The sequence below is a fragment of the Pontixanthobacter rizhaonensis genome, assembly GCF_012972675.1.
GTDB classification, from domain to species: Bacteria; Pseudomonadota; Alphaproteobacteria; order Sphingomonadales; family Sphingomonadaceae; genus Pontixanthobacter; species Pontixanthobacter rizhaonensis.
Genome location: NZ_JABCRE010000002.1, coordinates 492,529 through 517,978, shown reverse-complemented (window position 1 = coordinate 517,978; position 25,450 = coordinate 492,529). Strand labels below are relative to the sequence as shown.

Annotated in this window: 27 protein-coding genes; 12 read left to right on the top strand and 15 right to left on the bottom strand. The window is 56.1% G+C overall.

The features are described from left to right. Nucleotides 1-44 precede the first annotated feature (44 nt). Nucleotides 45-461, top strand: coding sequence for a DUF2147 domain-containing protein (locus tag HKD42_RS02360; RefSeq protein ID WP_170009951.1), 417 nt, complete (start codon nucleotides 45-47; stop codon nucleotides 459-461). A 6-nt stretch (nucleotides 462-467) separates the two neighbouring features. Here the strand turns inward: HKD42_RS02360 and HKD42_RS02355 are convergent, their stop codons facing one another. The 6 genes from HKD42_RS02355 to HKD42_RS02330 are packed head-to-tail and all read right to left on the bottom strand — an operon-like array spanning nucleotide 468 to nucleotide 4,302. After that, nucleotides 468-809 carry a hypothetical protein gene (locus HKD42_RS02355; protein WP_170009949.1) on the bottom strand — a complete coding sequence of 114 codons (342 nt, stop codon included), beginning with the start codon at nucleotides 807-809 and terminating at the stop codon, nucleotides 468-470. A 12-nt stretch (nucleotides 810-821) separates the two neighbouring features. Further along, entirely contained in the window at nucleotides 822-2,270 is a 1,449-nt protein-coding gene (locus tag HKD42_RS02350) for an NAD(P)(+) transhydrogenase (Re/Si-specific) subunit beta (protein WP_170009947.1), read from the bottom strand. Next, nucleotides 2,270-2,554 carry an NAD(P) transhydrogenase subunit alpha part 2 gene (locus HKD42_RS02345; RefSeq protein ID WP_170009945.1) on the bottom strand — a complete coding sequence of 95 codons (285 nt, stop codon included), beginning with the start codon at nucleotides 2,552-2,554 and terminating at the stop codon, nucleotides 2,270-2,272. Before HKD42_RS02345 ends, HKD42_RS02350 begins: the two co-directional genes overlap by 1 nt. Nucleotides 2,555-2,608: 54 nt before the next feature. Next, a complete protein-coding gene (locus HKD42_RS02340) occupies nucleotides 2,609-3,049 on the bottom strand; it encodes a hypothetical protein (protein WP_170009943.1) in 441 nt (146 codons plus the stop codon). Further along, nucleotides 3,046-4,164 (bottom strand): NAD(P) transhydrogenase subunit alpha, encoded by a 1,119-nt coding sequence (locus HKD42_RS02335; protein ID WP_170009941.1) that lies wholly within the window; start codon nucleotides 4,162-4,164, stop codon nucleotides 3,046-3,048. The genes HKD42_RS02340 and HKD42_RS02335 overlap by 4 nt, the downstream gene beginning before the upstream one ends. A gap of 12 nt (nucleotides 4,165-4,176) precedes the next feature. Beyond that, entirely contained in the window at nucleotides 4,177-4,302 is a 126-nt protein-coding gene (locus tag HKD42_RS02330) for an aa3-type cytochrome c oxidase subunit IV (protein ID WP_170009939.1), read from the bottom strand. A 162-nt stretch (nucleotides 4,303-4,464) separates the two neighbouring features. Between HKD42_RS02330 and HKD42_RS02325 the strand changes: the two genes are divergently transcribed. Then, complete coding sequence (locus HKD42_RS02325) at nucleotides 4,465-5,895, top strand: sigma-54-dependent transcriptional regulator (RefSeq protein ID WP_170009937.1); 1,431 nt, start codon at nucleotides 4,465-4,467, stop codon at nucleotides 5,893-5,895. Nucleotides 5,896-5,942: 47 nt separating this feature from the next. After that, nucleotides 5,943-6,740: an SDR family NAD(P)-dependent oxidoreductase gene (locus tag HKD42_RS02320; protein WP_246236672.1), complete on the top strand. Its 798-nt coding sequence runs from the start codon at nucleotides 5,943-5,945 to the stop codon at nucleotides 6,738-6,740. Between the two features lie 111 nt (nucleotides 6,741-6,851). On the opposite strand, the gene HKD42_RS02315 is transcribed toward HKD42_RS02320, so the two are convergent. Beyond that, nucleotides 6,852-7,628, bottom strand: a complete 777-nt coding sequence (locus HKD42_RS02315; RefSeq protein WP_170009935.1) for an outer membrane protein — start codon at nucleotides 7,626-7,628, stop codon at nucleotides 6,852-6,854. Nucleotides 7,629-7,815: 187 nt separating this feature from the next. On the opposite strand from HKD42_RS02315, the gene HKD42_RS02310 reads away from it, so the two are divergent. Continuing rightward, nucleotides 7,816-8,241: a hypothetical protein gene (locus HKD42_RS02310; protein ID WP_170009933.1), complete on the top strand. Its 426-nt coding sequence runs from the start codon at nucleotides 7,816-7,818 to the stop codon at nucleotides 8,239-8,241. A 26-nt stretch (nucleotides 8,242-8,267) separates the two neighbouring features. Here the strand turns inward: HKD42_RS02310 and folP are convergent, their stop codons facing one another. The 5 genes from folP to HKD42_RS02285 all read right to left on the bottom strand — a co-directional run bounded on the left by folP (nucleotide 8,268) and on the right by HKD42_RS02285 (nucleotide 13,367). Then, nucleotides 8,268-9,383: a dihydropteroate synthase gene (folP, locus tag HKD42_RS02305; protein WP_170009931.1), complete on the bottom strand. Its 1,116-nt coding sequence runs from the start codon at nucleotides 9,381-9,383 to the stop codon at nucleotides 8,268-8,270. A 186-nt stretch (nucleotides 9,384-9,569) separates the two neighbouring features. Continuing rightward, nucleotides 9,570-10,721: a site-specific DNA-methyltransferase gene (locus HKD42_RS02300; RefSeq protein WP_170009929.1), complete on the bottom strand. Its 1,152-nt coding sequence runs from the start codon at nucleotides 10,719-10,721 to the stop codon at nucleotides 9,570-9,572. 248 nt (nucleotides 10,722-10,969) lie between these two features. Further along, nucleotides 10,970-11,887 (bottom strand): calcium/sodium antiporter, encoded by a 918-nt coding sequence (locus HKD42_RS02295; RefSeq protein WP_170009927.1) that lies wholly within the window; start codon nucleotides 11,885-11,887, stop codon nucleotides 10,970-10,972. After that, on the bottom strand, nucleotides 11,884-13,059 hold the full coding sequence (gene nhaA / locus HKD42_RS02290) for a Na+/H+ antiporter NhaA (protein ID WP_170009925.1): 1,176 nt from the start codon (nucleotides 13,057-13,059) through the stop codon (nucleotides 11,884-11,886). The genes HKD42_RS02295 and nhaA overlap by 4 nt, the downstream gene beginning before the upstream one ends. A 134-nt stretch (nucleotides 13,060-13,193) precedes the next feature. Then, entirely contained in the window at nucleotides 13,194-13,367 is a 174-nt protein-coding gene (locus tag HKD42_RS02285) for a DUF465 domain-containing protein (protein ID WP_170009923.1), read from the bottom strand. 99 nt (nucleotides 13,368-13,466) lie between these two features. On the opposite strand from HKD42_RS02285, the gene HKD42_RS02280 reads away from it, so the two are divergent. Beyond that, nucleotides 13,467-14,366 (top strand): hydrogen peroxide-inducible genes activator, encoded by a 900-nt coding sequence (locus tag HKD42_RS02280; protein ID WP_170009921.1) that lies wholly within the window; start codon nucleotides 13,467-13,469, stop codon nucleotides 14,364-14,366. 20 nt (nucleotides 14,367-14,386) lie between these two features. Here the strand turns inward: HKD42_RS02280 and HKD42_RS02275 are convergent, their stop codons facing one another. Next, nucleotides 14,387-15,022 (bottom strand): ribonuclease HII, encoded by a 636-nt coding sequence (locus tag HKD42_RS02275; RefSeq protein ID WP_170009919.1) that lies wholly within the window; start codon nucleotides 15,020-15,022, stop codon nucleotides 14,387-14,389. Between HKD42_RS02275 and HKD42_RS02270 the strand changes: the two genes are divergently transcribed. The 6 genes from HKD42_RS02270 (at nucleotide 15,021) to HKD42_RS02245 (ending at nucleotide 21,125) form a co-directional block, all read left to right on the top strand. Beyond that, nucleotides 15,021-16,244: a PQQ-dependent sugar dehydrogenase gene (locus HKD42_RS02270; RefSeq protein WP_170009917.1), complete on the top strand. Its 1,224-nt coding sequence runs from the start codon at nucleotides 15,021-15,023 to the stop codon at nucleotides 16,242-16,244. The two genes, HKD42_RS02275 and HKD42_RS02270, sit on opposite strands and share 2 nt — an antisense overlap. Before the next feature lie 82 nt (nucleotides 16,245-16,326). Beyond that, the gene (locus tag HKD42_RS02265; protein WP_170009915.1) at nucleotides 16,327-16,851 is read left to right on the top strand and encodes a GNAT family N-acetyltransferase; all 525 of its coding nucleotides are present in this window, start codon (nucleotides 16,327-16,329) and stop codon (nucleotides 16,849-16,851) included. An 84-nt stretch (nucleotides 16,852-16,935) separates the two neighbouring features. Further along, nucleotides 16,936-17,487 (top strand): DUF1285 domain-containing protein, encoded by a 552-nt coding sequence (locus HKD42_RS02260; RefSeq protein ID WP_170009913.1) that lies wholly within the window; start codon nucleotides 16,936-16,938, stop codon nucleotides 17,485-17,487. A gap of 7 nt (nucleotides 17,488-17,494) precedes the next feature. After that, the gene (locus tag HKD42_RS02255) at nucleotides 17,495-18,112 is read left to right on the top strand and encodes a CoA pyrophosphatase (protein ID WP_170009911.1); all 618 of its coding nucleotides are present in this window, start codon (nucleotides 17,495-17,497) and stop codon (nucleotides 18,110-18,112) included. Beyond that, entirely contained in the window at nucleotides 18,105-19,280 is a 1,176-nt protein-coding gene (locus HKD42_RS02250; RefSeq protein WP_170009909.1) for a CCA tRNA nucleotidyltransferase, read from the top strand. The genes HKD42_RS02255 and HKD42_RS02250 overlap by 8 nt, the downstream gene beginning before the upstream one ends. 252 nt (nucleotides 19,281-19,532) lie before the next feature. After that, nucleotides 19,533-21,125, top strand: a complete 1,593-nt coding sequence (locus tag HKD42_RS02245) for a DEAD/DEAH box helicase (RefSeq protein ID WP_170009907.1) — start codon at nucleotides 19,533-19,535, stop codon at nucleotides 21,123-21,125. A 67-nt stretch (nucleotides 21,126-21,192) separates the two neighbouring features. On the opposite strand, the gene parC is transcribed toward HKD42_RS02245, so the two are convergent. Together parC and HKD42_RS02235 are read right to left on the bottom strand one after the other, a co-directional pair. Then, a complete protein-coding gene (gene parC, locus HKD42_RS02240) occupies nucleotides 21,193-23,502 on the bottom strand; it encodes a DNA topoisomerase IV subunit A (protein WP_170009905.1) in 2,310 nt (769 codons plus the stop codon). A gap of 83 nt (nucleotides 23,503-23,585) precedes the next feature. Further along, complete coding sequence (locus HKD42_RS02235; RefSeq protein ID WP_211483477.1) at nucleotides 23,586-24,425, bottom strand: ion transporter; 840 nt, start codon at nucleotides 24,423-24,425, stop codon at nucleotides 23,586-23,588. A 102-nt stretch (nucleotides 24,426-24,527) separates the two neighbouring features. Here HKD42_RS02235 and HKD42_RS02230 point away from each other — a divergent pair, with 102 nt between their 5' ends. Further along, nucleotides 24,528-25,445 (top strand): DUF4349 domain-containing protein, encoded by a 918-nt coding sequence (locus HKD42_RS02230; RefSeq protein ID WP_170009903.1) that lies wholly within the window; start codon nucleotides 24,528-24,530, stop codon nucleotides 25,443-25,445. The last annotated feature ends 5 nt before the right edge of the window (nucleotides 25,446-25,450 follow it).

The following is a 25,450-nucleotide window of genomic DNA, read 5'->3' as shown; positions in this document are numbered from 1 at the left end:
TTCCTACGAATAACCGCATGGGGATATCCTAGAGGAAACGATAAATGACTTTTGTAAGACTGGCGCTTTGTGCTGCTGCTCCATTATTATTCGCAGCGCCCGCACAGGCTGCGCCGGCATCCATCACGGGCAATTGGAAAACTGACGACGGGAAATCGATCATCCAGTTTTACAAATGCGGCACATCAATGTGCGGCAAGATTTCCAAGTTTCTGGTACCAGAGCCAGCGGGCGGTGCCCGGGATACTGAAAATCCCAATAAGGCAAAGCGCAATCAGCGATTGCTTGGCTTGCGGATTTTCTGGAATTTGAAAGCCAGCGGTACAAAGTTCAAAGGCAATGGTTACAGCCCTGAAGATGGCCGTAATTTCAACGCGCAGGTTTGGCGTGAAGGTAACAAGCTGAAGGTTAAAGGCTGCGTTGTGGTATTCTGCCGCACGGCGACTTTCACTAAAGCCTAGCTGCGTTTAACCAATCCCGATCGCGCACAGACCGGCGCTGCTGGCGGTGACAGCCACCGCCTCAGCATCGTCTACCCGCCGGGCGCGTTTGACCAATTCACCAATGCCGCCAACTTTTTCCGGCTCCCCTTCTTGAGGGGCCATGCCTTGCTGCAATTTATACAGCTGCCACACTGACAGGCGGCCAACCATCCGGGCCGACATACACTCCGCCCGGTTTTCAGAAAGGCCAGCTTCCAGAAGGGCGCTCTCTACCCGCCACTTGATCACTGGTTTCGCGGCACCTGTTTGTACCGCGATCAGCACCAACAAGGCGAGTATGACAATACCAAACAGGATTTTCCGCACGTCGCGCTCTTTCTAATCGAGGTTTTTGACGATCTCTTCGACCATCTTCTTCGCATCAGACAGCAGCATCATGGTTTGATCCATATAGAACACTTCATTGTCGACACCGGCATATCCGGCGCCGCCCATGCTGCGTTTGATGAAGAATACCTGCTTGGCCTTGTCGACGTCAAACACGGGCATCCCGTAAATCGGGCTGGTCTTGTCTGTCTTGGCCGCCGGGTTCACCACATCGTTTGCGCCGATGATGAAGGCAACATCGGCCTGAGCAAATTCGCTATTGATGTCTTCCAGCTCAAACACTTCATCATAGGGGACGTTCGCCTCGGCCAGCAGCACATTCATATGCCCCGGCATCCGGCCTGCCACTGGATGGATAGCGTATTTGACCTCAACGCCCTTCTCTTTCAGCACATCAGCCATCTCGCGCAATACGTGCTGCGCCTGGGCCACCGCCATGCCGTATCCCGGGATGATGATAACCCGCTCTGCTTGCTCCAGCATAAAGGCGGCATCGGCTGCGCTGCCTTGCTTATAGGGACGCTGTTCACGCGGGGCGCCATCGGTGGATGCTGCCTCCGCCCCGAAACCGCCAGCAATCACGCTGATGAAACTGCGGTTCATGGCCTTGCACATGATGTAACTTAGGATCGCGCCCGATGCGCCGACCAACGCGCCGGTGATGATCATTGCAGTATTGCCAAGGGTGAAGCCCATCGCCGCCGCAGCCCAACCGGAATAGCTGTTCAGCATCGACACAACGACCGGCATATCCGCCCCGCCAATCGGGATGATCAGCAAGAAACCGATGATGAACGCAGCGGCCAAAATCGCCCAGAACATCCATCCTTCGCCAGCACCGCCCATCGGGCTAACAGCATAGAGTGCAGTCAGACCAAGAATGGCAGCCAGCGTGCCCAAATTGATAATATGCCGTGCGGGTAACAAGATCGGAGTGCCCGACATATTACCGTTCAGCTTGGCAAAAGCGATTACCGAACCGGAGAAGGTAATGGCACCAATCGCCGCACCCAGTGCCAGCTCTACACGGCTGACGAGCAGTATCTGCCCTGCCGCGTCAACAATGCCAAACGCACCCGGATCCAGGAACGCCGCCAGAGCGACCAAAACCGCTGCCAAGCCCACCAATGAGTGAAACGCCGCCACCAATTGCGGCATATCCGTCATCGCAATACGGCGCGCAATGGTGAAGCCGATGATCCCGCCCAGCAGAATCGCAATCCCGATTTCCGGCAGTGTCGCGATGCTATGCGTCACAAGCGTGGTAACTACAGCAATCAACATACCGATCATGCCATAACGGTTACCCGCCCGGCTGGTTTGCGGGGAACTGAGCCCGCGCAGTGCAAGAATGAACAATACGCCGGATGCCAAATATGCAAGCATGGCCCACGCGGGTGTGGCGGCGGCGTCCGCACCGCTGGCGAGGAGAGGAAGCATTACTTCTTCTCCTTCTTCTTATACATTGCGAGCATTCGCTCCGTCACCGCAAAACCGCCAAAAATATTGATGCTGGCAAGCACGACACCGGCCAACCCCAACCACTTTGCGACCATGCTTCCCGCTTCTGCCGATGCGATCAACGCGCCAACAATAATCACCGATGAAATCGCATTGGTCACCGCCATCAGAGGCGTGTGCAATGCCGGGGTAACCGACCAAACAACGTAATAACCAACAAAACAGGCCATTACGAAAATGGATAGGATCGAAATAAAGTCCATCAGCGGTCTTTCATCGGATATCTAGGAGCCAGAATAAATGTTCGATCAAACCGATCAAACGACTCCTGCTAACTGTTCCAGAGCGTTCAACCGGATGTTGATCTCCTCCAGCTCGGCATTGAACTGGATCATGCCCTCTTCAGTGTCTTTGGGGCCGCAATCCACGCTATTGGTCGCCCAATATTGCTGATAATCGGCTTCGATTATCGCCAGATCGGTAGCGAAGGGAGTACCGCTGACCCATTCCTTAAGAGCGGCATAACGCGCCCGTGGTTCATCATAACGGGCAAGCTGGTCCGCATCGTCGGTAAACGGGCAAACGGGATCAAGGCGGCCAAATGCTTCGCTGGCCTCAACACGGAATGCTGCACCATTGGCAGCATCAGCGGGGCTATAACCACCCTCGCCGCCCGGCATAGAACAGCCCGCGATGCCAAAACACATTGCAGTCAGAGCCAGCGTTGCGCCAGTCGTTTTGATGTTTCCGATTTTCATGTCAGCCTCTCATTCACGATTTTACCGCCTTGGGTGAGCCGGACGGCATCACCAATTTCTTCGTCGAGTACAGGTTTGCCCTGCTCTTGATCCCAAAATGCAGACAGGAAATTAAACAGGTTCCGTGCAAACAGCGCTGATGCATCTGCAGGCAAATGGCTTGGCGTGTTGGAATAGCCGATAATCTTCACGCCGTGCTTGATTACAATTGCATCAGGCTCGCTACCTTCAACATTGCCGCCTTGCGCAACGGCAAGATCAAAAATCACACTGCCGGCCTTCATGGTCGCGATTTGCGCGTCGGTGATCAGGCGCGGCGCTGCTTTGCCCGGAATCAGTGCCGTTGTGACCACGATATCCTGTTTGGCAATATGGCTCGATACCAGTTCGGCCTGCGCCTTCTGGTATTCCTCGCTCATTTCAGTCGCATAGCCGCCGCTGCCTTCGCCTTCGATGCCGGCAACATCTTCAACAAATATCGGCTTTGCACCCAGCGATGCGATTTGTTCTTTGGTCGCAGAACGAACATCCGTCGCCGACACTTGGGCCCCAAGCCGCTTGGCCGTCGCAATAGCTTGCAGCCCCGCGACGCCCACACCCATGACGAATGCTCGTGCGGCTTGAACGGTACCAGCCGCGGTCATCATCATCGGAAAAGCACGGCCATATGCATCTGCACAGGCTAAAACCGCCTTGTAGCCGGAAAGGTTGGACTGGCTGGACAAAACATCCATGCTCTGCGCGCGTGTGATGCGCGGCATGAATTCCATCGACAGGCCTTCAAGACCCGCCTTTGCATAAGCTTCAACGCGCTGCGGATCACCGAAGGGATCAAAGGTGGCTGCCACCCAGGCCCCAGGATTAACACCCTTCAGCAGTTTCACATCGGGGGCCTGGACCCCCAACACTATATCAGCGCCAGCAACGGTTTTCGCGGCTGCCGCAACAGTGGCACCGGCATCTTCGTAAGCAGAATCGGATATAGAGGCGGCTTCACCCGCGCCCTTTTCAACCGAAACTGCCGCGCCCAGTGCGATGAATTTCTTCACCGTTTCGGGAGTTACCGATACACGCGCTTCCCCCGAAGCGCGCTCTTTCAAGGCTGCAATTTTCAAAGCAGGTGCTGCTTATGTTGCAATGATAATTACGACAATCGCGGTAATCACAGCGATTAACGGCACGCTCCATTTCAAGCTTGCGATGAAGCTGTCATATGTCTTTTCAGCGGCTTTCATGTCATTTGCAGACGGCATGATATTGATCCCTACACACAGTTTGTATTTTGAATTGCCTATCCGTCTATAGTGCGACGATCCGTGCTTCAAGAGCGAGAAAGCTTTTCTTACCCTTAATCTGACCTTTACTCATGCTGGTTAAATGCACCCACTGTACCACAGCGGGACGATTTTGGGATTATGTCAGACAGCGATACACGACTCCTCATGTTGATCGATGATGAACCGGCACAAAGCCGGTTGATCACCGCGCTCGCCGCGCGTGAAGGATGGCGCACGCTCGTGGTCAAAGATTCCGAAACAGCCATTGCTACGCTCGGCACCCGCCAAGGCATGCAGTGCTCTGCCATCATACTGGATCAATGGGTTCCGGGCGATGATGCGTGCACGCTAATCGAAGAACTCAAGACGCGGCGCCCCGCAATGCCGATTTTAATGCTGACGACCAGTGCGAGCCCGCTTCTCGCCGTTGAAGCGATGCGCGCTGGTGCAACAGATTATCTGATCAAGCCGGTATCACCAGACCGTTTGATGCAGGCGCTTCGCAGTTCCACCAAGAAAGAACCGCCAAAGGATGAACTGCAACCTCTAACCGAGAAAATGCACACTGCGCTCGATTTCGATTCCATGATCGGAAACGCGCCTGATTTCCGGGCTGCTTTGGCAAAAGCGGCAAAGGCTGCTCGTGGTCACGGCCCGGTTCTGATCGAGGGAGAGAACGGCACCGGCAAGGAAATGCTGATGCGTGCGATGCATTCTGCCAGTCCGCGTGCAAAAAATGCCTTCCGGCTGATCAATGTGCGCAGCGTCGCGGCCAACTCGATTGAATCCGTGTTGTTCGGGCATGAGCAAAACGCATTTCCCGGGGCGTTTGACCGCAAAATTGGTGCTTTGCAGCACTGCGATGGTGGCACGCTGATCTTGGATGAGATCGACCGGCTGGATGAGACATTGCAAGCCAAATTGGCAGAGACAATGGCGACCGGCATTGTCCGCCCGATCGGTGCACAGCACGGGTTCCGGGTTGATGTGCGGCTATTATGCGCAAGCAACTTACCGCTTGCCGATATGACCAGCACCCAAAACAGCGTGGGTCACTTCCACCCGGACTTGTTGAAGCAGATATCGCAAACCACCATCATCTTGCCACCTTTGCGCAAGCGCCAGGGTGATATTTCGGCCCTTGCACGCTATTTCCTTGCCCGGATCGGCGAACAACCCGGTCTGCGCAAAATATCAATCAATGACAGTGCATTGGCCCTGCTTTCAGCTTTCGATTGGCCCGGCAATGTCCGCCAATTGCAAGCGGTGTTGTTCCGTGCTGCTGTCCATTGCGACAAAGAAGCGCTTACAGCCGAAAGCTTCCCGCAATTGTCTGAATTACTTGGTGAATTTGACGAAGCTATCAATCCATTGCAGGAAGGTGTCGGCGTTATGCTCTACACCGAAGATGGCAATTTGCGGCCACTGGAAGAGATCGAAGCCGATGTCATTCGGTTGGCCATTGGCCATTATCGAGGCCGCATGACCGAAGTCGCCCGGCGCCTCGGAATTGGCCGGTCTACGCTGTATCGCAAGCTCGGCGATTTAGGGATCGACAACGCGGCATAAGCCCGTGCGCTTGGCCATTGCTTCGACAGGCCAACTCAGCCAAGGAAATGGGAAACCTTGATGGGATTTCCAAACCTATGCCTTCGACTACATTACCCGGCTTTGCCGGCAAAACCGCACTCATAACCGGCGCTGCATCGGGCATCGGCGCTTCCTGCGCGCGCTGGCTCGACAGTCAGGGCATTGGCAAACTGATCTTGATTGATCGGGACCTTGATGGTCTCGGCCGTCTGGGCCTGTCATGCTCTTGCGAAAACCATGGCGCCGATGTCAGTGATGAAAGTTTCTGGGATAGGATGGATGCCTCGCTAAGCGAGCTGGATTTTGCCGTGGTAAATGCTGGCATTGGCGCATTCGGCCCGTTTGCAGAACACACCATGAAAGACTGGCGGCGTGTGATGGGTGTCAATTTGGATGGTGCCTTCCTGACTTTGCGAACATCTTTGCGCGCCATGAAAAAGTCTGGCGGCGGCAGTGTTGTTCTGGTGTCGTCTGTCACAGGGCATAAGGCCGTGCCCGGCATAGGCGCTTACGGCGTCGCCAAAGCTGCTGTGTCGCATATGTCCCGCGTGGCGGCAGCTGAAAGTGCCCAAGACAATATCCGCGTGAATGCGATCGCCCCCGGCGGAGCAGATACCGCGATTTGGGACACCGGCGAGGCCTTCCGCGAAGCCGTTCAAAAGCATGGGCGTGATGCCGCTTTGCAAGGGCTCGCCGTGGGAACCCCGCGCGGGAAGCTCGCTACATCAGATGAAATCGCCGCGAACATCGGATATCTGCTGAGTGACGCCGCGGCCAACGTAACGGGTACAGTCCACATCAGCGATGGCGGCTTTTCGCTCTAGAAAATCGCCCAAGTCTGTCCCAAGTCTGTCTACAGCTGGATTGCCGCGTGGTCGCAACACAGTATGGCGGCATGTTCAGGAGAGGGAACACGCCGCCAAAACTGTCAGCTATTAAAAGCGGAACCGAATGCCAGCGAGCAAGCTGACAGTTTCATAATCACCTTCCAGCTGGGCGTTGAGGTCATTGGCGCCGCCGGCAATGAAACGGCGGTCCAGATCCAAACCATCAATACGCTGATAACGCACCCGGGTGTTCAGGTCGAAATTCTCGTTGAGAACGAAGGTCACGCCCGCATTGCTTTGCAAATATAGCGCCGTATCGCTGTCACGAACTGCGAAAGTCGGTGCTGTCGCCACGCCGTTATTGGGGAAATAGGTGGCGTTTGCGTCCACGTCAGCGATACCGATACCACCGCCAAGGAAAGGAATCACACGCTGGTTGTTCGACCAGCGAATATCCGACTGGTAATTGACCGCATATGTGTTGACTTCAAAATCACCGGCGAATGTCTGGTTACCGCCGTTAAAGGCGCCGCCATCTACGTCCGGTGTGGAGCGGCTATATTCCAGTTCAAGACTGGGTTGGAAGATGCCGAAGACATGCTTTGGAAGCCGGTATCCCACGGCGACCGCGCCCTGAAACGTATCTTCAAATTCCACGCGCACATCGGCTGGTGCACCGGCGACACCCGGTGCGCTTCCTTGTGGATCCTGAACACCGCTGAAATCACTGTCAGTCGGTGACGTAACCCCGGCGAGAACAGAAATATAGGCTCCACCCTCTGGCTCAAACTCTTTGGTGTCTTGCGCGAACGCAGGAGACGCAGCAGCCAAGGCGACCACTGAACTGATAGTAGCAATCGTGCGAAGTGAAATAGCGGTATTCATAATAGTAAAACTCTCAATCAGTGTGCCCGTCCCGATCGATTGTTCGCACGCCGGATGCATTCCGTTACAAATTTGAATAATTTTATTTCACACCATCATCGCAGCGCGGTGATGGGAAGTTGTTAGGACATTCTTGGTATTCCCAATTCTAGAGGCAATGCCGCCAGATCAACCGAGGATGATGACAATGGAAGACAATTTCCAGAAAGCTTGTGACACACTGTCCAACACAGTTGATAACACCCAATTTGAACGGTTTCGCTGGACCCGTGACGAGCAGCCAAAGATTGCCCGGATGGTGGAACTGCTGCGCGGCGCATTTGAGGATCGCGAAGATTTTGACCTGGCCGAAGAAGGCGCGACCGGCGCGGTCAAGCGGTTCGTCATCAAAATTCACGGTCAACGGACAATCGCCATCGCAATGAGCTTGCAACAGGGCCAAGTCGTGATCCAATGCGAACCGATTGAGCGCAGCCGCTTCACCGTCAATCCCGGTAATCCGATCTCCGATGCGTTTGAGCATTTGGACGAACGCTGGATGGAACAGGCGCTGCAATTGATCTTTGCGCGCATCCGTCCGGTTGGCGGGAACGCACAGGACCAAGCTGCTTAGAGTACAAGGTAACTAAGCTCGCGCCGTCAGTCCGGGGCCGTCATAGCAAAATCGGTAAGCGCCGCATCGCGCAGCCCGCGCCACACATTGCGCGCCTGAACCGTCTGCGGAACATCATGCACGCGGAGCAATTGCACGCCTGCATTCATCCCCGCCATCGCGAGAGCAATACTGCCGCCAAGCCGCTGGTCAGCAGGGGCTTCATTGGACAAGGCACCAATCATCCGTTTCCGGCTAGCCCCCAATAGCAGCGGCTGACCCAAAGCATGGAACAGCGGCAAGGTATTTATCAGGGCCAGATTATCCGCCAGACTTTTGCCAAACCCGATACCCGGATCAAGAATGATATGTTCCCGCGCAATACCCGCCTCGATCGCACGATCCCGTGCCGTGCGTAGCCAATCAAACACATCTAAAGCCACGTTATCATAGCTGTCATTGGCGTGGAGGTTATCCCCCTCCCCCGGCGCATGCATCAGCACAACCGGGCAATCCTGCGCCGCCATTAAGGCCAGGCTGCGCGGATCGTGGCGGAGCGCTGACACATCATTGATGATATGCGCGCCAGCGTCCAACGCTGCTTCCATCACCGCAGGACGGCGCGTATCGACACTGATGGCTGCACCCATAGCTGCACAATATTCTACTGCCGGGATAACCCGCTCCAGTTCGTCACCTTCCCATGTGGCCGCAGCACCGGGCCGCGTGCTTTCACCGCCAATATCGACCAGCGCGGCTCCGGCTTCGAGCATTGCAGAAGCGTGCGCTTTACCGGCCTCTGGTCGATCAAGAAATTCGCCGCCATCAGAAAAACTGTCCGGCGTTACATTGAGGATGCCCATAATCTGCGGCTGATCGAGCCGCAGGGTCCGTTCACCCAATTGGATGGGGGAATGCACCTTGGATAGCGCCGCCCATTGATCCCGTGCATCAGCAGCGATGTCTGCCGGCAGCGCAGACAATGCCCGTTCCATGCCCTGTGAAGACACCAAAACCCGGTCAGCAACTCGGCCATCTTCGCGGGTGATGATCGCAAATCGGTGGGCATAGACCATGCCGCCTGCAAGACGGATCGCATCGCCCAATTCACTCTGCGGGCTCGCCGTAAAACCGACAGGTTGGATATAAATTTGAGCAGTCATACGTTCAGCTTCACCTCGGAATTACTGAATGAGAGTGACACATGGTACACTGTCCTAAGCAAAAAAATCTACTCACCCACCCACCGTTTTCTGCCCACGCGCTAGCACATAATAGCGCCGCACCCACAGCATAGGAGCCGAGCGATCTCAGTCTTGTAGGACCTGCCGGCTCTGTAGGACAGCCGGTCAGTCTTCAGTAGCCAGCAAATATGTCTGCCGCACGCTATCAATCGGTTTCACTTCTGGGCCGCCGGGGCCGTCTTGTTCAAAATGCCAAAATGTCCAGCCATTACAGCTTGGTGCGCCTTGCAAATCTTTACCCAATCCGTGGATTGATCCCATCTGCTTGCCATAGATTAGTGAGCCATCCGCACGCACGGTGGCCACCCATTTGCGTTTCTTGTCAAACACTTCGGTGCCGGGCTTGATATAACCATTTTCTACCAAAGCACCGAAGGCAACGCGCGGGGCGTTCTTCTTGCTTTGCATGGTTTCCAAAGCGCTTTCATCCAGCGGCAGTTCTTTCTCGATGCGCTTCATCGCAACATCGCGGTAGAAATCCTCGCGCTCGCAGCCGATCCATTGGCGGCCAAGACGTTTTGCAACCGCGCCGGTCGTGCCCGTGCCAAAGAAAGGATCAAGCACAACATCGCCCTTCTCCGTCGTCGCCAGCATCACGCGGTACAGAAGCGATTCCGGCTTCTGCGTTGGATGGGCTTTGGTGCCGTTATGTTTCAGCCGTTCACCGCCGCCGCAAATCGGCAGCACCCAGTCGCTGCGCATCTGCAATTCATCATTGAGCGTTTTCATCGCGCGATAGTTGAACTGGTATTTGGATTTCTCGCCCTGGCTCGCCCAGATCAACGTCTCATGCGCGTTAGTGAAACGGGTGCCTTTGAAATTCGGCATCGGGTTGCTTTTGCGCCACACGATATCGTTCAAGATCCAGAAACCGAGATCCTGCAAAATTGATCCGACGCGGAAGATATTGTGATAGCTGCCAATGACCCACAATGCTCCGTCGGGCTTCAGCACGCGGCGTGCCTCTGTCATCCAGTCGCGGGTGAAATCATCATAGATTTTGAAGCTGTCAAACTGATCCCAGTGATCGGTAACCGCATCGACCTGGCTGCCATCCGGGCGATTGAGATCACCACCCAATTGCAGATTATAGGGCGGATCAGCGAAGACCATATCCACGCTATTGTCGGGAAGTGAGCGCATAGCCTCTACACAATCGCCAGACAGAATGGTGCTGAGCGGCAGATCAGCCGGAGCGTTTTCTGTCCGTTTTGGCGCTGCTTTCGCGCGCATTCTCGTGGTCTCGATGACCCCCATTATTGTTCCCCAAACTGTCTGATCTGCAAGTTATCCACAGGGTGAGTCCAAACGGACTCCGCGTCAAGCACAGACTATGGGCCAACATGGTTAACGCGCCGCTAACCATGTTCTGTTTGAGAGAGAACGAAAGGAGTCCGCCACAACATCTTGAGTCTGCGCCCGTTTGGCAGACTCGATATGATGGGGTGTGGCGTGGAAGACTCGCTTTTGCGAATTTCTTTTTGGCAGGGCCTATTAAACGCCTGTCAGACGAAGAATAGCACTGTGTTCACTGCAAAGGCTGCCACCAACAGGCCGCCAACCACGCGGCTAATGCTATTTGCGAACCAACACATCAGCAGCACGAGCAATGCCGTGGCAACAACCAATGGAAACTCGACATCAACCAGCTCCGCCGGAATCGGGAACGGCGCAATCGTCATAGTGACGCCGCCAATCAGCAGCAGATTGTAGATATTCGACCCGACGACATTGCCCAGCGCCAAGCCGGATTTGCCTTTCAACGCCGCTGCCACCGAAGCCGCCAGTTCTGGCAAAGATGTTCCAATGGCCACCACCGTCAAACCAATAACGGTCTCGCTCAGGCCAGCAAAGCGGGCAATATCCACGGCCCCATCGACCAGCAATTTACCACCGATAATCAGCGCGCCCACACCGACGAGGAAATAGACGATGGCCTGCCACATCACTGGCGGGTCTTCGTCTTCTTCCTCATCATCGGGGCGCGGATGACGATACCGCCAGACGATGTAGACAACCAACAGGACGAGCAGCCCGATACCGATCAATGGCGAAGCATAACCCTGCCATGTCAGAAACCACAAAAGCACTGAGGCTGCAAAGGCCACGATGGCATCGCGCCGCCCTGCCCCGGTCAAAACAATCGGCGCAACCATGGCTGCTGCGCCCAAAATCAGTAGGGTGTTGGCCAAGTTGGATCCGGCAATATTGCCCCATGCGATTTCAGGCGACCCAATCAAGGCCGCCTGAATACTCGCCACCATTTCGGGCATGGATGTCGCCGCACCGACAATCACCAATCCTGTTACCAGATTGGATATGCCCATCCGCTGCGCGATCCCCACGGAACCGCGCACCAGCCATTCGCCGCCAAAACCCAATCCGATCAGGCCCGCGAGGACCAGCAGTGATGCAGTTATCATGCAGGCTTATTACTCGCTGCGCGGAGGATAACCACCCCTGCAATTGCCGCTATCAACGATCCGCTGAGTACGCCCAGCTTCACCGCTGCGATTTGCTCTGCCGAGGCGAAGGCCAAGTTACCGATAAACAGGCTCATGGTGAAGCCGATACCGGCGATAAGCGATAGGCCCCATAGCTGCATCCAGCTGATGCCCGGCGGTAGGCTGGCGATCCCGGTTGCCTTCGCAACCCATGCAAAACCAACGATCCCGATTTGCTTACCGATCAACAGGCCAAGAGCGATCCCGAGTGGAAGCGGTGCCAGTAGCGCCGCGAACTCGATATCAAGCAGTCCGACACCGGCATTCGCAAAGGCAAAAATCGGGACGACCATGAATGCCACCCATGGGTGGAGGTCATGCTCCATATGCTCAAGCACGTCTTCTCCGCCGCGACTTTTGAGCGGGATAGTCATCGCCAAGGCAACGCCTGCCAGTGTCGCGTGGACACCGGATTTCAGAACCAGATACCACAGGATCACGCCCAGAATGACATAGGGCAAACGGGATCCGACCCGTGCCTTGCCGATCGCAAACAGCGCGGCAAAGACCACAGCTGCACCGATCAGCATATTGGTTTCCACACCTGGGGTGTAGAACAATGCGATAATCATGATCGCCCCAATGTCATCAATGACTGCGATGGCGAGCAGCAGCGCTTTCAGAGCCACTGGCACCCGGCTGCCGAGCAACGCAAGAATACCGAGCGCGAAGGCAATATCGGTCGCTGCCGGAATGGCCCAACCATTGAGGTTTTCCGGAGTATTCCAGTTGATCGCGAGGAACACGAGCGCCGGTGCGACCATTCCGCCAAGCGCGGCAAATAGCGGTAAAGATGCTTGTTTCCAGCTTGATAATTGGCCGGTCAGTACTTCGCGCTTCACTTCCAAACCGACTAGGAAGAAAAACAGCGCCATCAGCCCGTCATTGATCCACAGGATGGCCGGTTTTTCGATACCGGTTCCGCCCACGGTAAAGTGGATGGGTGTGGCCAGCGTATCGGAATACCATCCGGCCAAACCGCTATTGGCGACTATAAGCGCGGCAAGCGCCGCGATCATCAGGACAACGCCGCCGGCGCTCTCCTCTTTTAGAAAATCCCTTAGGAATTGTGCAGCGCCTTTAACGGCCATTATTTGTGCCCCTTAGCAGTGCGGCGCGGCAGGATTGACCTGCGCGCGCCGCAATTCGTCTCATCTAATATGTTTGGGACGGCATCCGGTTCCCAGGAGGAGGGGGGAGGAAACCCGATGCCGTCCTTACCGACCTACTGCGTCACAGATGCTCTGCTCTGCCTCAGCGCGGTAATTCTATCTTTCAAATTCAGCCGGATCCGTTTGAGGGTTTTCAATTCCTCTTGCTTGCCGGCAGCCTTCGTCGTGTCGATCAACCGATCCAACCGCCGATGGCGAAGGCGCAATTTGTCGAGATGATTTTTCATTATTCTCTCCTTTCGTTGCCCCGCTGAGAATGAAATGGCAGCAAAAAGTCGATAAATCCAATTGCAAGTGTTGGTCTAATTTGATAGATAATGTCTATCATGCCATCACTTCGACAATTACAATATCTGGTCGCTATCGAAGACACGCTCCATTTCGGACGTGCAGCCGATAGCGTGCACGTCACCCAGCCAACGCTGAGCCAGCAGATCAAAGAGCTGGAATTGCGCCTTGGCAGTAAATTGGTGGAGCGTGGACGGCCCGTCCGCTTGACGCCTATCGGACGGGACATTGCCGCCCGTGCACGCAATGTATTGCGTGATATTTCCGAAATCCGGCTGATCGCAGAACGCAGCAAAGACGGCATGGCGGGTACCATTCGCTTTGGAGTATCACCAACCATTGGCCCCTATCTGATGCCATTTGCGGTGGTGCGGCTGCACAAGGATTATCCTCAGCTTAAGCTGTATGTGCGTGAAGGTCTTCCCTCAGACCAATTTGCCGAGCTGCGCAATGGCACTTTGGATATGATGCTGGCCCCGCTGCCCGTGACCGGTTCTGAATTGCATATCGAACCGCTATTTCAGGAGCGACTGCATCTGATCGGCGCACCCGATCATGCGTTGTTCGGGAAGGAGACGCTCGAGTATAGCGACTTCACGGGCGAGCCTGTCTTGAGCCTTGATCGCCGCCACCCCTTGCATCTCCAGGCCTACCAAATTTGCGAGAAGATGAATGCCGATATCCAGCGCGACTATGAAGGCACCAGTCTCGACAGTCTGCGCCAAATGGCCGGGTCAGGTCTGGGCATGGCCATTTTGCCCGAGCTATACCTGCGATCGGAAACCGGCGGCGAAGGCATGGTCAAACGGTTTGATATCAAGGGCTGGTCCGAAAAACGGTCGATCGCCGCGATCTGGCGTGAAGGTACTGCGTTTGCCGATACATATGCCGCGATTGCCGAAGTTGTGGCGACAGAAGCACGCGAAATCCTGGCTTAACGGCCCGGAGCAAAGGTAATCTAGAGCAAACTCAGTTGAGCGACCGGAGCAAAACTTTGTCGGTGCAGCGGTGTGGGACCATGCAAATGAAGGCCTTCCATATGCTCCTTAGTTCCGTACCCTTTGTTACGCTCCCACCCGTAATGCGGCCATTTGACTGCCGCATCGATCATGATCCGATCACGCCATTCCTTGGCCACGATAGAAGCCGCTGAAATGCAAGGTTCACTGCCGTCACCGCCGACTATTGCCCTGACATCCGCTCCGGCTGGATTGACCCAATTCGCGCATCGTCCATCTGGCGTCATGTTCCCGTCAATCAGAACCGCAGAGGGAGCCGCTTCCAACAAGGCGGTCACCCGCTGCACCGCCAGCGTCATGGCGAGCATTGTTGCACCCAAAATGTTCAATTCGTCTATCTCGGCAGGCTCCACCACACCGACTGCCCAAACACAGCTCTGGCGGATTTCGATATCCAGCGCCGCCCGGCGTTTCGCAGACAGCTTTTTTGAATCTGCCAGCCCAGTTGGCGGATTGTCGCACAGCACCGCAGCACCAGCTACGACTGGCCCGGCTAAAGGCCCTCGACCTGCCTCATCAACCCCGATAATCAATTTTCGGGCACTAAAACCGCGATCAGGAGTTCCAAAAAGCATGACCCAGACAAATCCCACTGTGCTCGCGCGCAAATTCGCCCTTCCCCTATTCCCTTTTGCTATCATGCTCGCAAGCTGTAGCGCCTCCGCATCGGGGGACAGTCAACCGGCTGTCAGCGCCATTGCCGGGGCCACTGATGCGGAAATTGTAGGCCCGTTTTCAGTCACCGCGCATGGTGAATTTGAGGAGCCTTGGGCGGCAGCGTTTGAACCGGGCACTGGCCGGCTGTTCATCACTGAAAAGCCTGGCAATTTGAAGATGTTTGACCCCGCAACAGGCAATATCGCCACTGTTGGGGGCGCGCCGGACGTAGATTATGGCGGCCAAGGCGGCTTGGGCGATATTGCGTTTGCGCCCGATTATGAGACCAGCAAAATGGTCTATATGAGCTGGGCCGAGGCCGGTGAGAACAACACCCGCGGGGCTGTGGTTGGACGCGGCACGTTAAACTGCCTCACGGCAACCAGCTGCGCAGTTGAAGATATCGCCGTGATATGGCGCCAAGGGCCAAAGACCACCGGGCGCGGCCACTATTCACACCGGATTCGTTTCTCACCCAATGGGCAGTATTTATTCGTGGCATCCGGCGACCGGCAAAAAATGGCGCCGGCACAGGATACGTCCAATACGATCGGTACGATCGTCCGCTTGAACCTTGATGGCAGCCCGGCTGAGAAGAACCCTATGGCTGACAAAGGCGGAGCGACCGCTGAAATCTGGTCCTACGGCCACCGCAATATTCTGGGTATGGATTTTGATGCAAATGGACGCCTGTGGGAAGTCGAACACGGTCCCGCTGGCGGTGATGAACTCAACCTCGTCAAAATGGGGGCAAACTATGGTTGGCCCGCTGTATCAGACGGCAACCACTATAATGGTGACGCCATCCCGGATAACGCAACTCGCCCGGAATTTGCCAGCTCTGTCATTACATGGACACCGGTAATCGCACCGGGCGATATGATATTCCTGGACGGAGATATGTTCGCCGAGTGGAAAGGCACCGCTTTAATCGCCGGTTTGCAAAGCAAAGGTTTGGTCCACATCACCGTTAACGGTGACGACGCCACCGAAAGCGCCCGGTATGATTTCGATGCGCGCATCCGTGCAGTGACAGAAGCGCCTGACGGTGCAATCTGGGTGCTGGAAGATGGTGATGGCGGGCGTTTGTTGCGCTTGTTGCCTGCCGGCTGGGACGCCGAACCGCAAGCAGGACAATAATCTACGCATAAGCTGGTCCTTACCGGCCTGTAGCCGAATTTGATCGACAGCGCGCGCGCCGCATCCTATCGGCGCGCGCTCTATGGCCACGATTGTCCCCCTCACCAACGTCCAACCGGACATGATCGAGCAATTGCTTGACCGCGCCTTCGGGCCGGGGCGCGAAGCGCGGACTGCCTATCGTATCCGCGAGGGTGCCCAGTGGCTCGAAGCGCTGAGCTTTGCCGCCTTGGATGATGAGGAATATCTCGCGGGCACGATCCAATTATGGCCGGTGGCTCTGACTGATCCCGATGGGCGGTCGCATCCAATGATCATGGTCGGCCCGGTCGCGGTTCTACCCGAAAAGCAGAATGACGGTTACGGCAAGGCATTGATGGTCGCTGCGTTGGACGCATTGGCACCGGGTTCCGCATTGCCCCAGATCATGATTGGCGACCCTGAATATTACGAACGCTTTTTCGGGTTTACCGCCGCACCAACACAAAATTGGCATTGCCCGGGGCCATTTGAGCGGAGCCGTCTGCTGGTCCGTTGCGCAAACCCAGCCATACTCCCAACCGAGGGCATGCTCGGCCCTTGGCCAACCGATTTGCCAGACGCCTAAGCCCCCAATATGCGGTATATAAGAAGCGCATGAGACGCTTACGGCTTGGCCGCCGGTCCTATTTCTGGCATCGCACATCACGAAATGCCCTATACGCCCCCACCAGAACTTGCCGATCTGTCGCTTGCCCAAATTGCCGAGCAGGTTGAACTGCGCAAGCTCCCGCCCGTAAACACTTGGACGCCGGAGCATGAAGGCGACAGCCGGATGCGTATTTGTGCCGATGGCACTTGGCTGCATGATGATAGCCCGATCAAACGACCAGCCATGGTGCGGGCTTTTGCCAGCCTATTGTTGCGCGATGAAGCCGGGGCCCATTGGTTGGTCACCCCGTTCCAGAAACTGTCGATAGAGGTTGAAGACGCTGCCTTTATCGCAGTGGATGTCGCGCTGCGCGGTGACGGTTTGGCATTCCGTCTCAATACTGACGAGCTGGTTGTTGCGGGGGCGGACAATATGCTTGTGGCCCGCGGCAACCCCGACACTCCCGCTCTTTATCTTCATGTCCGGCAAGGCTGCGAAGCGCGGCTCAACCGCAGCACCTTTGGTCAATTGGCTGACATCGCTTTGGCCAATGGAGAGGATTGGACGGTCTCCAGCCTTGGGCAAACATTTTCTCTGATACCGGCTTCTTGATCTCTGTATGAGCGCTCTGTTTAACAAATTGTCCAATCTGTTCGAGGCCGGCCACCGTACCGGCATCGGTGATTTGATCAGCGAAGAACGCTACAACGCCAACCGCAGGACCAAGGACGCGGCTGTGCTGATTGCTGTTACCGACCGCGCTGAGCCGGGCATCATTCTGACCCAGCGGCCGCAGGATATGCGCGACCATCCCGGGCAAGTGGCTTTTCCGGGGGGAAAGCTTGACCCCGGCGAAGATGCCATTGCCGCTGCCCTTCGCGAGGCCAATGAAGAGCTGGCGCTTGATCCCGCAACGGTTCGGCTGATCGGTACCACCGATCTCTACCGCACCGGCACCGGTTTCAACGTAACCCCTGTTTTGGGCGTGGTGCCGCCGGATCTCGCACTTACCCCGAACCCGGCTGAAGTGGACGAATGGTTTGAGGCACCGCTCAATCTGGTACTCGATCAATCACAGTGGACCCGCCATGCCGTTGAATGGCGCGGCACAAAGCGGGAGTATCTTGAGATGAACTGGCAAGGTTTTCGCATTTGGGGCGTGACAGCCGGTATCATCTACAATCTGTCTCAGCGTATCAAATTTGCTGATGTGTTCGGCGGTATAGATCATGGATAAGGTTCTACCCGCAGCCGCGTGGACACGGCGGCAAGATTTGGCGCAGTTGGTTTCCGCTTTGGGCGCCGACAATATCCGCTGGGTTGGCGGTGCAGTGCGTGACACCCTGCTGGGTTCGGATGTTTCCGATGTCGATGCAGCAACGCCGCTGCTTCCTGCCGCGGTGATGGATCAATTGAAAGAGGCTGGCATTCGCTGCATCCCGACCGGCATCGATCATGGCACGGTAACCGGCGTTTTGGATGGCGGCCCGGTGGAAATTACCACCTTGCGTAAAGATGTGGCAACCGATGGTCGCCGTGCGACAGTCGCCTTTGCAAGCGACTGGCGCGACGACGCGGCCCGTCGTGATTTCACGATCAATGCTCTTTATGCGAACCCTGAAACCGGGGAGATTTCCGACTTTTTTGGCGGGTTGGAGGACCTTTCCAATCGCCATGTAAGATTTATAGGCGAAGCTGGTGAACGCATTCGTGAAGACCACCTACGTATCCTCCGCTATTTTCGCTTTCAGGCACGGTTTGGGGCTGAACTGGATCAGGAAGCAATCAGTGCCTGCCGCGAACTTGCCGGAACTTTGACCGCGCTCAGCCGGGAACGTGTGGCGAAAGAGCTATTGCTGCTTCTCGCATTGCCCGACCCTGCGGACACTGCCGAATTGATGGTGTCGCTTGGTGTGTGGAAAGTGATTGTGCCAGAAACTGGCCCGCGCGATTTGCAAAGGCTGCGCGATCTTATCGCGGCGGAGGCTGGCGCGGATATTGCGCCCCACCCCATTCGCCGACTTGCTGCCTTACTGCCTGCATTGCCCGCGATTGCCGATGAAGTCGGTGTGCGATTGCGCCTGTCCCGCGCTGAACGCGCGCGATTGGTGTGTGCGGCAGAACGGCAAACGAGCGACGCTGCGGACCCTAAAGCGCTGGCCTATTACCAGGGCACACAAGGTGCACTGGACCGGCTGTTATTGGCCGGTGCCGACATATCGGCAATCCGGGATTGGACCCCGCCGCAACTGCCCATGAAAGGTGGGGAGATCGTGACACACGGCGTCGGGGCTGGCCCCGAAGTGGCGCGCATTCTCAAACAGGTCGAGGCTCAGTGGGTGGCTGAAGCATTTCCGGATCGCGACCGCGTAGAGCAAATATTGGACGCGATATTGGCGCAATGATCGGCCTCTATCGCGTAATTTCATTGCTTCTTCACAAGTCGCCCCCTATATGGCTCTCAACGTCCAGCACAGGAACCGTCCTGTGAAACCATCTGCGAGCGTGAACTTCCCCGTATTTTCAAGGGGCTAGTCCCGCACATGGTGCATGGAATTTGCGTTATCGCAATGCTTCCCGTTTCACGCGTGGGTCGCCGTAAGGACCTCTCCGCGCCCGGATTCTCATATCCGCTTGGCGCGCAATGAAAGTAATATATGTCTTATTTTGAACAACTCGGCCTGGCCGAGCCTATCCTCCGTGCTTTGAACACGAAGGGTTACACTGAACCTACTCCGATCCAGCGCGAGAGTATTCCCGCACTGCTGGATGGCCGCGACCTTCTGGGTGTTGCCCAAACGGGTACCGGCAAAACGGCGGCGTTTTCGCTGCCATCCCTGCACCGGTTGGCGCAGAACCCGATCGCCCGCCACCCAGCCGGTTGCCGGATGCTGATCCTGTCACCAACCCGCGAGCTGGCGGCTCAAATCGCCGACAATATGCGCGATTATGCACGCTTCCTCGACCTGTCAGTACAATGCGTATTTGGCGGACTGCCGGTGCGCCAACAGGCGCGTAAACTCGTCCCCGGGTGCGATGTTCTGGTGGCGACACCGGGCCGTCTGCTCGATCTGGTCGAACAGCGGGCACTTACACTGGGTCACGTGGAAATTTTCGTTCTCGATGAAGCGGACCAGATGATGGATCTGGGCTTTATCAAGCCGCTGACCCGTATTGCCAATATGCTGCCCAAAGAGCGCCAAAGCCTGTTCTTCAGCGCCACAATGCCGAATGCGATTGCGCAATTGGGCAAGCGTTTCATCACCAATCCCGTCCGCGTAGAGGTTGCCCCGCAATCGACCACGGCAGAACGGGTCGACCAGTTCTCCACCTTCATCGACCAGAAGGAAAAGCAAGCGCTGCTGACGATTTCCTTACGCAAAGGCATCGACAGCGGAGAGATTGAAACAGCTCTGGTATTTACCCGTACCAAACACGGTGCAGACCGCGTAGTCCGCCATTTGGTAGCCGCTGGCATTAACGCCGCTGCCATTCACGGCAACAAATCACAGGCCCAGCGGACCCGCGCACTCGACGGTTTCCGCCGCGGTGCGGTGCCCGTTTTGGTCGCCACCGATATTGCTGCACGCGGCATTGATGTTCCCGGCGTAAGCGCAGTGTTTAACTTTGAAATTCCCAATGTGGCAGAACAATATGTTCACCGCATTGGCCGGACCGCGCGTGCAGGTCGCAGCGGCATTGCGATCAGCTATATCGCGCCGGACGAGCGTCCCTATATCCGCGATATTGAACGGTTGACCCAAGTAAAATTGACCCCGGCCAAACTGCCGGATGACTTTATCGCACAGGCTGCTGGCCTTCCTGCACCGGCGCGGAAAGGGTCGGGTGCCGAGCGCAGCGACGAAGACCGTGCCAATCGCTTCCGGAAAGGTTCTGGTGGCGGCGGTGCGCGCGGCGGCCAGTCACGCGGCAAGAAGCCACAAAAGCAGCAACCGCGGGATCGCAATTGGCGTGACGCAGAAGGCCGGAGCCCGGATCAAGGCAATTACCGCAGCCGCGACGACCGTGACCGGCGCAGCGGCGGCAAAGAAGGCCGCGACGAACCTGTCTATGGCCGCGCCAAAAATGTGAGTCATAAAAAAGGGCCAGTGACCAAACCTATTGTCGAAGCCAAGCGCCGCGATGAGCGGTCTGCAGACAAACCAGCCGGCAAGAAGTTCCACAAACGCGGCGGCCAAACACAAGGCGGTGGCGCAGGAAACCGCCCTCAACGACGCCGCCAAGGCTAAGCCACGCTATCGAGCGCATTACCAAAAAGGGCGCGAACCGTATGACCGGTTCGCGCCCTTTTGTGCGTTAGAACTTATTATCGCGGGGGAAGCCTTGTGGCGGCATCCGCCCGGCGGCACCGCGGGCGACTTTCCATTGCCAGATGTCGCTTTCTGTCCGGGTACGGCCACTGTCGCCGCCCATCGCCCAGCTAAGGCCATCTTCCAACTTGAAGGTGATTGCATCGGACAAGCCGCCATCACGGAACCGTTGCAGCATCACGCCCTGCCCGCGCGCCAGTTCTGGCAGTTCTTCCAGATTGAACACAACCAGCTTTCGGTTGTCGCCCACCACTGCAATGTGATCATGCTCTGTCTCGATTGACCGAACGACAGACAGTTTGGCATCGCCTTTAAGATTAACGACTTGTCGGCCCTTTTTCGTTTCTGCCAAAATCTCGTCAGTCTGCGCGGCAAAGCCTTTTCCGTTGGTCGATGCGAGCAATAATTGCCCCTTCGGCTTGTAGACAATGACGTTAACCAATGCCGCTTCGGCATCGATGTCCAAAGTCGTCCGCACAGGCTCACCAAAGCCCCGCGCACCGGGCAATTTATCACAGCCCAGCGTGAAGAAACGGCCATTGTCGGCCGCGATCAACAGCTTGTCTGTGGTCTGCGCATGAAGCGCAAAGGCGGGGCCATCGCCTTCTTTATATTTGAAGTCGGCTCCCTTGCCATCTGCCCCCAGATCAACATGGCCTTTCGCACCTCTGATCCAGCCTTTTTGCGACAGAATAACCGTGATCGGTTCCTTCTCGATCATCGCATCCATGCTGAATTCAACGGTCGGCGCAGCTTCGGCAATGGTGGTGCGGCGGCGGCCGAGATCGGTTTCCTCCGAATATTCCTTGCGCAGATTGGCCAAGTCCCGCTTCAAACGAGTGCGCTGGCGAGCGGGAGAACCGAGCAGCTTCTCCAGCTCATCGCGTTCTTTCAGCAAATCATCGCGTTCGCCGCGCAGCTGCATTTCTTCCAGCTTACGCAAGCTGCGCAGCCGCATATTAAGGATGGCCTCTGCCTGACGGTCAGTCAGTTCGAACTCGGCCATCATCACCGCTTTGGGCTCGTCCTCGTACCGGATAATCTCGATCACACGGTCGAGATTGAGGAAAGCAACGATATAGCCTTCCAACAGTTCCAGCCGCGCCGCGATCTTATCCAACCGGTGCTGTGTGCGGCGCTGCAAAATCTCGATCTGGGCCGCTGTCCAATTTTGCAGCAGTTCCTTCAGGCCCATCACCAGCGGCGTGCGCGATGCGTCGAGCACATTCAGATTGAGGCCGAAGCGCGTTTCCAGATCGGTCAGCTTATACAGCGACTCTTTCAGCAATTCGGGATCAACATTGCGGTTCTTCGGAACCAGAACGAGACGGATATTTTCATCACTCTCGTCGCGGATATCTTCCAAAATCGGCAGTTTCTTATCCGCGATCAGTTGAGCGATCTGCTCTATCAGCTTACCCTTCTGGACCTGATAGGGAATTTCGCTGATCACCAGCTGATATTGGCCGCCGCCCAGCCGCTCTATGCCTGCATTGCGGTCTTCTTCTTTGTCCGCTTCCCCGGCATGGAACCGCCCGCGAATGCGGAAAGATCCGCGCCCGGTTTCATAGGCTTTTGAAATACCATCCGGACTATCAACAATCAAACCGCCGGTTGGAAGATCCGGTCCGTGGAACAATTCCATCAACCGGCTATGTTCAACCGTGGGGTTATCGATCAGCTCCAGCGTTGCATCGATAATTTCGGCCACATTATGGCTGGGAATATTGGTCGCCATGCCCACCGCAATACCGCTGGTGCCGTTTGCCAACAGATTGGGGAACAGGCCCGGCATCAACTCAGGCTCTTCTTCTTCCCCGTTATAGGTGGGAATGAAATCAACCGTGCCCTGATCAAGCCCCGCCATCAGATGCATCGCTGTTTTTGTCAGGCGCGCTTCGGTATAGCGGTAGGCAGCGGCATTATCGCCATCAATATTGCCGAAATTCCCTTGCCCTTCCACCAGCGGATAACGAAGCGAGAAATCCTGCGCGAGGCGGACCATCGCATCATAGGCAGCAGTATCGCCGTGCGGGTGATATTTACCGATGACCTCACCCACAACACGGGCACTTTTCTTGAACGTGTTGGTCGGGTCCAACTTAAGTTGCCGCATGGTCCACAATAAGCGGCGATGAACCGGTTTTAGGCCGTCCCGCAAATCGGGTAAGGACCGCGCTGTAATCGTCGACAAGGCATAGACCAGATACCGTTCGGACAAGGCGGAATCGAACGGTGCATCGACAATCGCGTCAAATGGATCAGGCTCTAAATTGTCAGTATCGGCTGTGCTCATACGCGGTGCTTAGCAAGTCGCCGCGTACTGTGGGAGATGCTTATCGTGGGTTTCACACCAGTTTGTTTGGGTATTTTGGGCGCTTACTTCTTCAATTCGGCAATATCGGCCCTGAGCCTGCGTAATTCGGTCAGAATTTCCTCGCGCTCCCCATGCGCGTCATCCTCGGTTGCTTCTGCCATCGCGTTGACGATCACACCGATAAACAGGTTCAGCACGATAAAGCTGGTCAGCAGAATAAACGGCACGAAGAATACCCACGCATAGGGATACACTTCCATCACCGGCCGAACGATACCCATCGACCAGCTTTCCAGCGTCATAATCTGGAATAGTGAGTAAAGTGACAGGCCAAGGTTGCCGAACCAGTCGGGGAAGGCGGCGCCAAACAGCTTGGTCGCCATCACCGCGCTGATATAAAATAGCAGCAACAGCATCACAATCACCGTACCGATACTGGGGATCGCCTTGAACAGCCCCACAATGACCTTCCGCATGCTGGGGACCACCGAAATGAGCCGCAGAGCGCGCAATATGCGCAGCGCCCGCAACACGCTGAACTGCTGGCTGGCAGGGATCAGCGCAACCGATACGATGATCAGATCGAACACATTCCAGCCATTGGTGAAAAATTTCAGCCGGTAGACGAACAATTTCAGCGCTATCTCAACCACAAAAATGGCAATGGATGCGCTATCCAATAGCGCCAGCAGCCCGCCATAATCGCGCACTACCGACGGCACTGTTTCCATGCCGAGCACAATCGCATTGAGCACGATGACGGCAGTGATGCCCCATTCAAACCGGCTCGATTCAATAAAGTTGCGAATGGTTTCGCGCATTTTTTTGCTTTCAGTAATGTGCCGCCCGACGGGGTTATAGTCAGCAATCTGGCTAGCCCGTGGCGGATATTCGCCCTCCATTAGCGCCAACAATGTGGCGCCGCAATCAGGGCTTTCTGCTTGACTATTTCAAACGGACACGGTCAATTGTGGCAAAAATAAGGCAAGCTAGAGGAATGTGATATGCGCAAAGTGCTTTTTCCGTTGGTGGGACCGTTGGTTTTACTGGCAGCATGTTCAGACGGCGCGCAGGAATACACCGCTGATCGCGAGGCAGCGGAGGCGCCAGCCGATCGGTTAGAAGCTGAATCAGCAGTTAGCGTCGCCGAAACATCACCCGCCCCAAACGCCAGCGCCGACATTCCGGTCAGCACTCCGCAAATCGCCTATATTTATGATTTCGGGTTCCGGGTGACTGCAGATGCGATGTCCCCGCTCCAACAGAGCCACGCTGATCTGTGCACCAGCAAGGGCGACACGGTGTGCCGTATTATCTCTCTCGAACAATCAGGGTCGGAGGGGGACTATGCCTATGGCAGCCTGCAACTTGCCGTTGCGGCGGGCGCGGCGCGCAGCTTCTCCACCGAGCTAGCTACTGTTTCGGAACAAATGGACGGACAGCAAATATCGAAGTCCATCCAGGGTGAAGACCTATCCAAGCAGATCGTCGACACCGAAGCCCGGCTGCGGGCGCGGACGTTGCTGCGCGACCGGTTGATGGAAATTCTGCGCTCCCGGCGTGGAACAGTGGCCGAGCTGGTAGAAGCAGAACGCGGTGTGGCGCAGGTCAACGAAGAAATTGACCAAGCCAGCAGCTGGCTCGCTGAAATGAAAAACCGGGTCGCATTCAGCAAAATGACGATCAATTACAGCTCTGGTGAACGCAGCACTGGCGGCTTTATGGGCCCGATCAGGCAGGCATTCTCATCCATAGGATCTGTGATGGGTTCAGTGATTGCCGGGATCATCTTGTTGCTGACTGCTGCAATTCCGATCATCTTGTTGGTGCTGGGTATCCGCTGGATCTGGCGTAAAAGCGGTATGCGACTGCGCAAACCATCTGCCTTAACCCGCGACACTACGCTGGAAGCGCAGGAGTGATCCCA